This window comes from Pseudoalteromonas sp. SWYJZ19 (assembly GCF_015864375.1).
Classification (GTDB): Bacteria; Pseudomonadota; Gammaproteobacteria; order Enterobacterales; family Alteromonadaceae; genus Pseudoalteromonas; species Pseudoalteromonas arctica.
In genome coordinates, this window is sequence record NZ_JADYXI010000027.1 from 23,032 (window position 1) to 36,274 (window position 13,243).

Sequence of the window (13,243 nt, forward strand, 5' to 3'; positions counted from 1 at the left end):
ACTATGTTTGCTCAAGTCGCTAAAGTTAAGCAGCATCAGCAGCGTTTAACTACTCTATTAAAACACAAACAAAAGTTGCAAGCGCAAGGTGTTTATCCGCTTGCTCGACTCAATGTAATTGAAAGCCAATTACTAAATCATTTATACACACTCAGCGATTTAAAAAGTGATGCACCCACAGATTACTTTGCAGGTAAAAATTTAACACAAGTAAGTCATTTAGCGCTTAATGAATTTATTACCCTTGCGATAGAAAGCCCAGAGCACCAAAGTATCTACACGCTATTGCTACAAAGTCTTAATTTAAAAAGTGAACTTAACAGCGGCGAAACTTTTTTAGCTTTAAAGTCGGATAAACATTTAAGTTATTACAGTGTATTACAGCACTTACTTGGTTATTGGCAGTTAGATGATAATAAAGCACTGCGTAATAGTGTACTCAACGAAAAAGAACAGCTTGATAGTAACGCGATTACTTTACTTTTTTCACAGCACTTAAGCGAAACAGAGCTTAGCCATGCCATGTTACATACTAACTTTGATATTGCTTATGCAGCACTCGTGAATGCCTATTGTAATAAAACAAGTAACTTATCAGACATACTATTTAAAGTATTTGCTAAAACAAATGATGACGACAAAAAAGCAAAATTACTTGCCCTAGCAGGGCTTACTAACGATCCGCGCTGGGATGAACCTTGCCTACTTTTTTGTAAAGCTAACCCCGGGCTTTGCCAGCATGTACTAAGCCACTTTGTATATAAGCGCGCATTGCCTTTATTTATTAATTTAATGGCGCATGGGGTAACTCAAAAACCAGCTTACGCAGCATGGCTAATTATTACTAACAGAGCGCTTGCCCAAGCAAACAAAGTAACTGTAGTAGAACCAAATAACGAAAAAAATGTACACAGCGGCATAAACCTTGACGATGCAGAGCATGCAAGGCAAGCGTTTGCATTAGTGCCTGGGGATCAATTATTAAACGGCGTTAGCTTTGTGTGCAGTAATGCAAAACAAAAATTAAAAATGCTTGCAGGTGAAGTTGTGCAACGCGTTGTAGCACCACATTATTCTTTGCAAAAGGCCTGTGGTTTGTACCATGTATTAGCGAGCGCCAAACAATGGCAAAGTGTTATAGCGGAGAGCTCAAGTGCTGAATAACTTTTCTCCTTGGCAGGCTAGCTTTTTTGATGGTTGGTTGAGCGACCGTACGTTGGCTAAAGTTGTCCTTGTAAAACAAAACTTTGAATTTGACGAAAAAGGCAATGTAACACCAAACGAGCCCGGCCCCGATATTGTTGTAGCTGATGACTACGATGGCGACCCCGCACATTCGCCACTGAGTGAAGTGAACGAACAAGTAGCTTTTAAGCATGGATTTGAAGTGTATGGCGACTTTACAGCCTACCCGCCTAAAGCCAAACAAGCGCGAGTAATTGAAGTAGAGCTTGGTCTCCATAATAAAACGCAGCCACTATTTAAAAAGCGTTTACGTGTAACTGGCGCACGCTTTTGGAAGCGCTCTTTACTTGGGCCTGTTGCAACTGATCCTAATATTATTGAGCCTACACCCATTAATTACAGCAATGCTTTTGGTGGAAAAGACTTTAACGATGAGTCTAATTATCTGCTTGAAAATCCGATAGGGAGAGGGTTTAAGCTTAAAAACAAACAAGCAAAAGGGCAGCAATTACCTTGTATTGAATACGCAAACCAACTACTTCGTAAACCGAGCCATACTACCCCAGTTGCAAGCTTTTCAGCTATACCATCACATTGGTCACCGCGAATAGAACTTATGCCCGACATCGATCAAAAAGCACTTATGGCAGGCAATTACCCGTTTAAAACAGTGCTTGATGAACATTTTAATAATATGGCACCGCTAGATCAGCGAGTAAAAAAAGAGTTTACACAAGGGTGGGCTTTTTCGCTTTCTGGGTTATACCCGTTACAAGCTTATGGGCAGCATCAGCGAGTTGAGCTTCCCTTTGAAGAGCCTATTGTTCAGCTAGTTAACACATTAAACAGACATACCATTAGTTTGCGCTGCGATACGTTGGTTATTGATTCTGACGCGCAGAGTTTTTCTTTGTTATGGCGCGGTTATATTGACGCAATACACGTAGGCGCAAATAGCCAGTTAGTCGTGGCGCAAAAGGAAACTAACAATGAAGTTTGATGTACTTTGCCATATAAATGCCAGTGGATGTACACCAAGTAGCTTGTATACTGCTGTTGCAAATCAAATGTTGTTTTCTAAACCGAGTAAAGCGCTAATACGTTGCGATATAAGCTTAGATGCCCCCTACATAATGGTAGAAATAGAAGAGCTTGCTCAGCTTGATAGGCAAACCAAATGCTTACTGTTATTAAGTCAGTTGCTTGAAAATATTGATATTACAACACTTAGAAAAACATCCCGCATAAGCCAAATAGTGTTTGTATTACCACAGGATGAGTCAAACAACCCAGTAATAAGTGACGATACACTCAGTGAGCTTTTAGCTGAGGTGATTTCGCAGCAAGTCCCTGACTTTATACAAACTACAACGCTTGATTTAAAAAGCATAGCGCCAGATACCCTCATTATCGCCGTAGATTCATGCGTTAGTTACCAGTATGTGAGTACTCAAGCAAAAAATAATGTAGTGCAAGTTTTAAATGGCCCCCCAGGTATAATTAATGGTGAAGGTGGATGTGCATTACTTACACATGGGCAAGGTGGGCTAGAAGCACAGCTTTTTAATGGCGAATTAAGTGAGCAGCTTAACCAAGCAGAAGCTCGCGTTAATGATACTTACTTATTTGCAGGTAAACAGTCGTTAGCATGGCAAAAAAAATGGTTTGCTAATACACAAACGCTATATACCCCAGAAGATGAATTACTAGAGCTTGCAGACTTAAACAACACAATAGGTTATCAAGGTGTTGCTAATAACCTAACAGGGTTAGTACTTACGCATAGCTATTTAAATAACCCATTAAGTGAAGGGTTAAATCATGTGTTTTTATTATTTAATTCACCCAATGAGCAACTAATAAAAATTTCAAGGAGTGAAAATTCATGACATACATTAATGCAGCCGCAGGTAAACAAGCGGGTAGTGTTCAGTACGATGTAGACGCGCTAACCGCCGATGTGCGCTCAGGTGGATCGTTAACATGGCGACACAACAACCCAACTTTGTTAGGACTTAATAATAGCGCACGAAGTAACGGCGCATTAGGTAAAGCCAGCAATGTTGCTATTTTTGAAGACAGAGAAGCCGGTGAAGCTGCTTTTTTAGATGAAATAGCACGCCCTAAATACCGCGATAAAACACTTGGCGAAATGGTAAACACCTTCATACCCGACTATATAATTCCACCACCAGAATGGGATGATGAAAAAAACGAACCTATTTTGCCGTGGAACGAGCCACAAACGGGTATGGACGTTAATAAACCTATTACCAATGCCCAAGCATTTTTAGATTTAGTGTCGAGCCACTTAGGGTGGGAAGCCGGCAGCGAAGAGCAATTAACCAAAGATACGCAATCGCAAGCAGCGCAAGTAGCCACAGTATCAGGGCAAAATGTATTAATTAATGGCCGCACTGCAGTGCACCAAAGTAGTGGCGGCAAGCTAAGCACCATAGATGTATGTTTAACGACGGTAGGCCCAAGTGTTATCCCAATACCTTATCCAAATATGGCTGCAGCAAGCGATGTAGCAAGTGTTGCCGGGTCAGTAAAAATTAACGGAAATGGCGCGGCTAACATCAAAAGTAATTTTTCAAAAAGTATGGGTGATATGCCCGGTGATAAAAAAGGCCTAATGAGCGGCACTAACGATGGAAAAGCTGAATTTATAATAGGCTCATTTAATGTGCTCATTGAAGGCAAACCCGCAGTGCGCCAAGGCGACTTAATGATTTCAAACTCAAAAAACACCCCGCCTATGCCGCTAGCGCAATCAGGTGGCGCATCACCTAGAGGGTTGAGTGTAGAAATGAGGGATAGTTTGGCTGACCAGCAAGCCGGTAAAAAAATAGTCATAAAAATATCAGGATCAGAAAAGTTAGATGAAGATGGAGTGTCGATAATATGAGTGATATTTGTAGCCCAGATCAAGTTATAACTAAAGCTGCGCATCGGGAGCTTGTATTTGAAGGAATTGGTTCTGACGAAGAAAATTTATCGCTGATTATTCGTGATGAAAAAAATCCAAACGAAACAGATAAAGTTTATAAAATTCCTCTATATCAAGCAAGATCACAGCAAACGAATGTTGCAGATATAGAGTTGGTGTGTACTTACCCAATGATTTTCGACACAAAGGATGAAAGCGATGATTATATTTCTAACTTATCTGATGGGTATGTCTATGTCTATGTAGATGGCTACCTATGGCGTGAGCTACAGGTTATTGTTGAAGAATGTGGTGTTGTTAAATTTAGGGATGTTAATTTAGCATACCAGAAAGGCTTTTTACCATGGAAAAAAAATAAAAATAAAGCGTACGCAAAACAAGGAAGAAGAGACGCAACAGGGCAAGCGCTTAGTTCTATCATTGTCCCCAATAAGATTAAAGGTGTACAGTGCTCTGTTGAAATGGCATTCTCAGAAGTGCAATGGTCGTGGTCACAAATCTTAAAGTTAGGAGGAATGAATCCATCAGATCCAAGGCTAAATTATGGTGACCCATTAAGCAGTGAAGAAAGAGACTGCCCAGATAGAGATGTTTCAACCACTGCTCGTAATAAAAGAATGCAAAAGTTAGATAATTTATCTGACTTTGAAAATGGGTTCATACAGACGGGTATTATTAAAAATGGTGCGAAAATTCACCGTAAAATCCCACATATCGCAGCAGATAAATTCGCTAAAGTTATTTTAAATAATGGACTGTCTGTTGTTAGAAATTACGTTGATGCAATTTTAAAATTACAAGTTGAAATTGCCAGTACACTTTATGAGGTAAAAGGTGTAGAGCTTGGCCCCGATGGGCAAGAAATTATTAAAGATCCCATTAAAAAAGCAAACTTCGAACTTGCTGAAAAGATGATAAACCGTTTTTATCAAATGAATGATGCCATTTTAGACGGTGATATTACCATCAAAGGTGATAAAAACGCGCAGAGACTCCAAGCTGAGCAACTCAAATTTGCAAATAAAATAAAAAATTGGCGTTCTAGCTGCTTAAATGAAACAAACTTAAAAGCGTTTTTAAAATATGATCGTTTATTAGCCCTAGCGGATGAGATAAAAAGTCAGCAGCTAGTGCTTATCGAAATTTTAGAACAAGATATTAACACTGTTAAGTTTGTGCATTGTATGGAGGATTTTGCATATCATTACAACGCACATTATGCGACGGGCTTTGATGTAATAAAAGATATTGCTTTAGTATTAAAAATTCACCCAGCGAGTCAGTTTCCAACAATCATACTCGATAAAGAGGATTGGGATAACCTTACAACATCTACAACTACCTCCTCTATTATGTTAAAGCTAGTAGGTGAGCACCCATCAGAGCCAGCGCATCCTATTTCTGAATTATTTTTTGGTAAGCCGAAAAAACCTGCAACAGCAACTAAACCCGCTGGTATAGAACTAGATCCAGAAGATCACAGTGATAAGTTCAACCCAAAATTTAGTATTGAACGCATCCAGATGGTTGCAGAGGATAATTCCTTTGACGGAAGTGATAGGGAAGCCGTTGAACAAATCGGTAGGCGACTAGCGCAAGCACTAATGGGCATGGCGACAGGGTATTTAGATTTATCACTCATCGCAAGCGCTAATCAAGGGCAAGCACAAACAGCCGCTGCATTTAATAAACAAGTCCAAAACGAAAAATCAGCCGGTGTAACACAACAAGAGCAGCTAAAAAAACAAGCTGAATTACAAACTGCCCAGAAGCAGAAATTAGAAGCAAAGTTAAGTCAAGCAGAGCAAGTATTGACAGATAAAAATAAGGGGCTAGAGAAAACAGATGCGGAATATAGAAGGCAACATGCTTTAGCTAAGCCTGAAATTGACAAACTAAAAGCTGAACTGGGCGCGGTTGATAGCAAACTAAATAAAGCACAAAAATCATTACGCAATATAAATAATAAGCTGGCTCATATTGAATTAGAGTTAGCGCAAACGGGCAGTGCTAAGTTAAGTAAAAATAAAGGTTTAATGGCAGCGCTACGAATAATAAATCAATTAGAGGGTGGTCAATTTACTGTACTTGAAATGACTGCCCAAGATTATCATAACGGTAAGTTTTCCAAAGGGTTTATTCCCCTAAATGCAAGAGTAAGGGCTGAGATTGCGCAAGAATTAAGTAAAGAAATTAGGGAGGTAGTGCGTGCGCAAAACCGTAGCCGTACAAAGATTATTACCGCACGTGGACCAATCAATACAACTGTTGATGATGTTATGCACTTGCGAAATAAATTAACCCATCTACTGGACATAGCAGATAAAGCCCAAGGTGTCTTAGCGGGGGAAGGCGCATCACAACTAAAGCTAGATGTTATTGCATTAAAAGAAACGGTTGCTGCAAAGCAACTAAATGTTACATCACTAAAAGGTGAAATTGCGCAATTAAAAAATAATGAATTAAAGTTAGCGGATGATGTAAGCACCAGTCGACGTTTAAATCAAAAACTAGCTGAACTTGCAACGGCGACTGAGCATTTAGCGAATCAAAAATTTTTATCAAATGCATCTGTTAACACTCTTAGTAGGGCTAATGTTGGTATTTTGGGCGCAGTTGGTTTATTTGAACTACTTAATTTAACCCGAAGTATTGAGCAGTTTGAGCTTTCAGCTAAAGGTGCAAAAGTATTTGCCGGTGGCGCACTCGATTTTACTGCTGTGGTACTGACTCTCGTTCGTGAAGCGTATGTAATGAAATACGGTTTGCCAACAGAGCAACAGCTTAGAAGACTGAGTAAAGGTTTAAGTGTTCCCAAAGGAGTCGATAGGGTTTATTGGTACTCTGTATATATGTATGCCGCGAATATTGCTGCGTCAATTTACAGCGGTATTACTAGTTTTATAGATGGCTACGATGCTATTAAACGTGGCGATAATGACGCCGCGTTTGGTCTATTTACCATGGGGGTGGGCTTTACTCTGATGATGGCGGGTGATGTTATCGCGTTAAGAGGCCTCCTTTTAGGTATTCAAGTGGGCTCACGATTAGGCTGGATTGGCCTGATTATTGTGTTGGTTGGCGCTGTTATTTACTATTTATTTGTTGATGATGAAATAGAAGCCTGGATGAAAATCAGCCCGTGGGGCACAGATGCCTATGGCGATGATAACAGTAGTAGTTGGAAAACACGCCCTGATTATGCCCTACAAGATTTTGCGCAATTAACCATAGCGCCACAAGTACACAGTGATAATGTAGAAAAAGAGCAAGATATACATACTATTGCAACTGAGCGAGGTGCTATTACTACCTATGAAGATCCCACCGAAGCATATTTAATTTTAACCTGCCCAACAAACACGGTGTTTAATTTCATTGATGTTGAGCTTGACGTTAAACAAAGAGATAAAAAGAATGATGAATACCAAAATCTCGTTTTAGGTGATAGCGTTGGGCAAGGTCAAAATTGGCGACAAACATTTTGGGATAATGTGTTAGTGACTGATTTATCAAGTGGGCAAGGTGTACGGCTCGATGTAAATCAGTATAACTGCGCCGCCATCTTTAAAGCACTCAACACAACCAGAATCACGTTTAGACTGCGAGTGAAAACGTATCCAGAAGGTAAAGGTGCGTCAGTGAGCACTGCTTTTGAAGATAATAAATTTATTTTACCAGTATCAAAACGCGATGAGTACGGCGAGCTTGAAAAACCAAATAAATGGCTCACAACAGAAGTGAATTTATCACTATGGAATTATGCGCTAAAAGAAGAATTAGGACTTGAATAACATTATGATAAACACCGAACAAGTATCAGAATTACGCCCCCCTAAAAAACCAACTAACATGGGAAAGTATTACCGAAAAGTAGACGTCAATTATGACAACCTGCTAGGAGAAAAAGATGAGATTGGGGCTGATGGCCGTTATTATGGCCTATTACTAATGGGAAGTATGAGGGATACTTTCCAAAAAGCTACTGTAGCATTGATGTTAACATTTTTTGGGATTTTGACAGTAATGCAAATACTTGGGTTATTTAAAGCAAAAAGTTTACAACACTTCTTAGACTCATTTCTTTTTCACCCTTTGTTTATCCTAGGGCAAGTTTTGTTATTAATTATTGCTTTTATTTACCATCGTAAAGCAAAAATCCCAAGAGCAACCTCCGTCGTTTTTGACCGAAAAACCGGCAATGTAAATTTCCCTGCATTTGGTGGTAACCCTGAACTTGTGATCCCATTCGAAGAAGTTGAGATGTATCGAGGCTCGTTAGGCTTTAGCTTAGGAAGGGGAATGCCTGTTACAAGTTTAATCCCAAAAAAATACCCTAAACATGGTAAAAGGGATTGCCAATACATAGTCGCGTTTGCTGATAGTTACGATCAAGCCTGTAATTTATGGACGTTATTAAATGAATATATGGATAAAAATAAACCTATCCCTTACGCAATGTTACCTTCAGTTCAATACTATCTAGATAAAGGGTGCAGCACAGTTTGGAAAGGCGATAAAATTGGCCCCTATATGAATAATTACCAACTCGATCCTGAGATAAAAAATAACTATAAATATGTTTTTCATACGGATATTGATGGTGAAAAAAAATACCCGATGGATGATGTTAATTATGTTATTGCTCCCTTTAGTGATGACCCTGAGTTATTAGAGAAAAATATAAAACGTGCTTATGAGCTTAATATTTTACTTTTGTGATTAAGAAAAATAAAGGGCAACCCTACATACCCTAACCCGTGGGTGCTACAGGAATAATATGTCTATTTATAATTACTTAGGTGGCCCGCTGGCTAAAAAAACAATTTTTAATAAATACTTTAATGCTAAGACAAATAAAAGTCTTACAAAACAATTTGGTGGATTATGTATTCTTTATGATTGGCTATATATCGATAAGTTAGGCCTAAAGGCACAACCACATCGCTTTCAAGCCCATTCATGCGGTAATGATCCCATGAGAGCACTTATCTTTGGTCCCATGTTTTTAGGGTTCACAGGTAGTTCTTTTATAGGGTTATTTACATTATGGTGGCTTCCATTTGGTTCGGAACCTTACCCGCTGACTCTATTATCCTTGGTGCTTATAGGGAACCTTATATTTTTAAATCTCCAACCACTCTGGGATCGGATGGCGCCTCCTAAGTTAGCGTATTTTGATCGTCAAACAGGTAAAGTCGGTTACACCTTTAATATTCTTGGTTGTGACGAGCGCGATGAATTTGGTAATTGCTGCTTTGATTGGCGAGATATGCAGTGCTCATTAATAAACGAAAGTACATCGCAGTCGGGCTCGCGAGCATTTTTTCCAAGACTCTCCCATAAAAACATAGATAAATACCCACAAACAAAAATGACGATTGTAGTGACAGAGTTAGCACAGAACCCAATTTATTGTTTATTGTTTTGGGAACGATTAGTACGCTTTATGGATAAAACAAAGCCATTACCTGATATACCTGAATATGAGGGTTACAGGCATCTAGACTCAATTACCGCTGAGTTTGATAAGCACAACAATCGCCCAGAGGTTTACTGGCGTGACATGAGTTTTGCACAACAAACCGAAATATATGATGAGCTCTATGCTGAGGCATACAAAATAGATTGGTACAGCGACGAGCCACACCCTGAAATCACCAAACCATGGCAACGCTGGACGCCTGAGCCCGAGCGAAAACAAACACTTAATTGGAAATACAAAGCGAAACGTTTATTTATGCAATTAACGTGTGGGATACCCTGAGTACCTTTTATGGCGGGATTTAGTTTATATAATAAGAATGGCTGTCTAGTTTTATTATCACAATGAGAGTGAAAAATCAGGGCTGCATTTTTTAATGATGACCGCAAGTATAGCCATCGCATTGGTCAAGTGTTCAGCCAAGCAGTAATTAATTTATAAGAAGTAGATTGTTAAAGGAGTAACTATGAACATAGATGATAAAAACGCAGAGGAAGAAAGAATATTCAATGAGCTAGCTGATCGCCTCATTGCTGAAGAGGAAGACGGTTTAACTCACGAAGAAAGAAAAAAAATAATAAGAGAAAACCGTATTAACGCAATTAAACAGTGGTGCGCTGAAAACCCAAATCGAGACCCCGCTAGAGCAAAAGATAAAACCATAAAGCAACTGGCTTTGGATGAAAAAGCGGTGGTGCGAAGAGAAGAGTTTAGAAAAAATAACCCCGAGAAAGTGGCTGAAATACGAAAGCGAACTAGAAACGAAAGAAGATACCGTGATAATAGAGCAACCTACGAAGAGCAACTGCCAAGAGACTACTTACATAAAGACAGCTATGAAACGCGATTAAAAAAAGCGGAAGTACTCAATGGCTGCGGGTTTAAAACCCGCACGTTTAAAAGTAAGCGTTTTACTGATGAATATGCAGCAGAGCTTGAATCCCCAGATAGTGGCTCAACACTTGAGGGACATTGGGTTCGCAACGATGGGCAACAACTGGCTATTTCATGGTTTGGAGGGTGGTCAAATTTATTTACTGCTCTAAGCTTCTTGTTAATGGTCGCTGCAGTTATGTTCTTTTTCGTTGATTTGGTTGTTATTGGTTTTGTGTGGGAGGATTATCGGTGGGTGCCATTTGCTATATATGCACCTATGTTTATTGTTGGTTTTTATATGCTGAAACACCGAGCTATTTTATCGCACCGAGATAAGTTTTACTTTAATCGCCATACTGGGCTTGTAAAAACTCCGCATACATTATTTAGAAAACCGTTTTACTTACCCTACGAAGATATTGTTTGCTATGGTGCAAATGAGCGTAATGTCGGTTCAGCCCGCGGTGGATCACGTGTATTTGTGTCTCTTATGGTGCCGTTAAAGTACCCTAAACATTATCGCTTTACCAAGCCTACTTTTTATGTAGGTGGTTCAAATCGTGAATGGGATTCACTGGCATACGCCACAGCCATGACTTTTATGGATACCTCAATTCCACTTGGCACTCATTTATATCAATCGATAGAGCATTACTTCAAAATCGATAAAGATATAACAGAAAAACACGCCTTTCCTGAGGAGCTAAAACCTTATTTAGACCCTGATGACTGCCAAGTAAACAGACATGAAGTTTGGTGATGTAAAAAACAGCGGTTAGTGTGAATCGCTGTTTTACTTTATGAAAAATCAACTTTAAAAACACAATTAGAGTGGCTGTCTAGTTTAACTTTCGGTCTAGTTTAACTTTCGGAAGGTACTAAAGAATATTTATGTGAATTTGATGATAATAGCCTGAGCTTAAATGCTGCAGTTTATGAGTTTGAAATTGAATCTCCTAGTATTAGTGTGTTTGATGTTGAAATAACACCAATACTTATATACAACGAAAATTTAACCTTACCAATAGATTTTGATGCGTTTGAAAAGCCAATTGAAAATGCCTCACCTGATTTAGCAATTGCATAAGGAACCTGATGCAAAATAATAATTACTTCGGTGTTGGAATAATGCCAAAGAAAACGAAGTTTAATCGTTTTTTTGAATACCGTAGTATAAAAAATATTTATCACGAATTCAAAGGCCTCTGTTTTTTATATGATTGGCTTGATACAAACAAAATATATGAAAGTAATCGCGAAAAATACAAAGTAGTGCCTTGCGGCAATAACCCTATAAAAGCTGTATTATTTGGGCCCATGGTTATAGGAGGGGTTCTAAGCCTTATTACTTTTATTAGTGTTTTATCACTTCCATTTTATGGCGAAGGTGAAAAGTTTCAGTGGTGGATTCCACTTATTACCTTTTCTTGGAATTTACTTTTCTTAAATTTACTGCCTATTCTCGCTAGGTACATACCAGATAGGGTGATGTATCTCGACAGGCAAAATCAAACAGTCGGGTTTACTTTTGATATACCAGGTTGTGAACAAAGAGATGACTTAGGTAACTGTTGTTTTAAATGGGAGGAGATTGTTTGCAGGTTAACCTCGAAAATGGGTGCGCCGGGTGTAATGAATTACTTTCCAGAAATTAGTCATATTGATCAAGAAAAGTACCCTGAAACAATAGTAACCGGTTCTGTTGTTGAGCTTTCAGCTAATCCTGTGCATTGTTATTTATTGTGGGAGTGTTATGTACGTTTTATGGATTTAAGTAAGCCATTGCCCGATGTGCCTGTATATGAACAACACCGTCATTCAGATCCAATTACAGCAGAGTTTGATAAACAAAATAATCGTCCTTCAGACTTTTGGGTAGACTTTTCAATTGAACAGCAAATTGAGATTAGGGACGAAATTTTAGAAGATGCTTTTCCATATGATTGGCTGAAAGGTAGAGAGCAGGAAGAAGTAATCAAACCTTGGCAGCATTGGAAAGCAGAGCCTGAGCGCATAGAGCAATTAACGTGGAAATATAAAGTAAAGCGTTTATTGATTCAACTTTTTATCGGCTTTCCGTGAGACTGTTTAAGTTTCAGAGTCCATGATGCTTTAACAATCAGAAAAGGAACTTAAGCAGAGGCACCTTAAAGTGCCTCTGTTTATCAAAGGAATCTGATGCAAAATAATGACTACCTAGCCGTTGATATTATGCCTAAAAAAACGCGGTTCAATCGTTTTTTTTATCCTGAGAGATTAAATAGTCTTAAAGAAAAGTTTAAAGGCTTATGTTACTTGTATGACCTGCCCTCTAAAAAGCAGAAAGTTATACAAAAGCACCCAGAACGATATAAAGTAGAAATGTGCGGAAATAGTCCAGCTAGAGCTGTACTTTTTGGTCCTGTAATTATAGGGGCTGTTTTGAGTCTTGTGACTTTAATAAGTGTTTTATCTCTACCTATTTACGAAGAGGGTGAAAAATTTCAATGGTGGATACCTATACTTACTTTTTCTTGGAACCTGTTTTTTCTTAATTTATTATCAATAACAGACAGTTACATCCCCAAAAAACAAATATACTTTGATAGACAAAAGCAGCTAGTAGGCTTTACTTATCCAATCCCTGGTTGCGAAGCACGTGATGAGCAGGGTAATTGTTGTTTTAAGTGGGCTGATATTGTATGCCATTTAGATATGGTTGCAACACGCCCGGGTGTAATGGGATTTGTACCCTATATAAGCCA

General features: G+C 38.8%; 9 protein-coding genes and 1 pseudogene. All 10 read left to right on the plus strand.

The genetic code is table 11. From position 1 onward, the window contains the following. Nucleotides 1-3 precede the first annotated feature (3 nt). A complete protein-coding gene (locus I6F45_RS19240; protein WP_197161711.1) occupies nt 4-1,164 on the plus strand; it encodes a hypothetical protein in 1,161 nt (386 codons plus the stop codon). After that, nucleotides 1,154-2,185, plus strand: a complete 1,032-nt coding sequence (locus I6F45_RS19245; protein ID WP_197161714.1) for a DUF2169 family type VI secretion system accessory protein — start codon at nt 1,154-1,156, stop codon at nt 2,183-2,185. The genes I6F45_RS19240 and I6F45_RS19245 overlap by 11 nt, the downstream gene beginning before the upstream one ends. Continuing rightward, on the plus strand, nt 2,175-3,074 hold the full coding sequence (locus I6F45_RS19250) for a hypothetical protein (RefSeq protein ID WP_197161717.1): 900 nt from the start codon (nt 2,175-2,177) through the stop codon (nt 3,072-3,074). The genes I6F45_RS19245 and I6F45_RS19250 overlap by 11 nt, the downstream gene beginning before the upstream one ends. After that, nucleotides 3,071-4,096 (plus strand): DUF4150 domain-containing protein, encoded by a 1,026-nt coding sequence (locus I6F45_RS19255; protein ID WP_197161720.1) that lies wholly within the window; start codon nt 3,071-3,073, stop codon nt 4,094-4,096. Before I6F45_RS19250 ends, I6F45_RS19255 begins: the two co-directional genes overlap by 4 nt. Continuing rightward, entirely contained in the window at nt 4,093-7,932 is a 3,840-nt protein-coding gene (locus I6F45_RS19260) for a hypothetical protein (RefSeq protein WP_197161723.1), read from the plus strand. The genes I6F45_RS19255 and I6F45_RS19260 overlap by 4 nt, the downstream gene beginning before the upstream one ends. Before the next feature lie 4 nt (nt 7,933-7,936). Then, nucleotides 7,937-8,860: a hypothetical protein gene (locus I6F45_RS19265; RefSeq protein WP_197120046.1), complete on the plus strand. Its 924-nt coding sequence runs from the start codon at nt 7,937-7,939 to the stop codon at nt 8,858-8,860. A gap of 430 nt (nt 8,861-9,290) precedes the next feature. Continuing rightward, the gene (locus I6F45_RS21470) at nt 9,291-9,905 is read left to right on the plus strand and encodes a hypothetical protein (protein ID WP_231609717.1); all 615 of its coding nucleotides are present in this window, start codon (nt 9,291-9,293) and stop codon (nt 9,903-9,905) included. A 184-nt stretch (nt 9,906-10,089) separates the two neighbouring features. After that, nucleotides 10,090-11,259 carry a hypothetical protein gene (locus I6F45_RS19275; protein WP_231609718.1) on the plus strand — a complete coding sequence of 390 codons (1,170 nt, stop codon included), beginning with the start codon at nt 10,090-10,092 and terminating at the stop codon, nt 11,257-11,259. Nucleotides 11,260-11,594: 335 nt separating this feature from the next. Further along, nucleotides 11,595-12,581, plus strand: a complete 987-nt coding sequence (locus I6F45_RS19285) for a hypothetical protein (RefSeq protein WP_197161726.1) — start codon at nt 11,595-11,597, stop codon at nt 12,579-12,581. A gap of 96 nt (nt 12,582-12,677) precedes the next feature. Then, nucleotides 12,678-13,243: pseudogene (locus I6F45_RS19290) on the plus strand (hypothetical protein); the annotation flags it as partial.

Excerpts from the sequence above, each read along its gene's own strand:
- I6F45_RS21470 (WP_231609717.1), top strand. The coding sequence starts at position 9,291 with ATGGCGCCTCCTAAGTTAGCGTATTTTGATCGTCAAACAGGTAAAGTC.
- I6F45_RS19255 (WP_197161720.1), top strand. The coding sequence starts at position 3,071 with ATGACATACATTAATGCAGCCGCAGGTAAACAAGCGGGTAGTGTTCAG.
- I6F45_RS19250 (WP_197161717.1), top strand. The coding sequence starts at position 2,175 with ATGAAGTTTGATGTACTTTGCCATATAAATGCCAGTGGATGTACACCA.
- I6F45_RS19240 (WP_197161711.1), top strand. The coding sequence starts at position 4 with ATGTTTGCTCAAGTCGCTAAAGTTAAGCAGCATCAGCAGCGTTTAACT.
- I6F45_RS19285 (WP_197161726.1), top strand. The coding sequence starts at position 11,595 with ATGCAAAATAATAATTACTTCGGTGTTGGAATAATGCCAAAGAAAACG.
- I6F45_RS19275 (WP_231609718.1), top strand. The coding sequence starts at position 10,090 with ATGAACATAGATGATAAAAACGCAGAGGAAGAAAGAATATTCAATGAG.
- I6F45_RS19265 (WP_197120046.1), top strand. The coding sequence starts at position 7,937 with ATGATAAACACCGAACAAGTATCAGAATTACGCCCCCCTAAAAAACCA.
- I6F45_RS19260 (WP_197161723.1), top strand. The coding sequence starts at position 4,093 with ATGAGTGATATTTGTAGCCCAGATCAAGTTATAACTAAAGCTGCGCAT.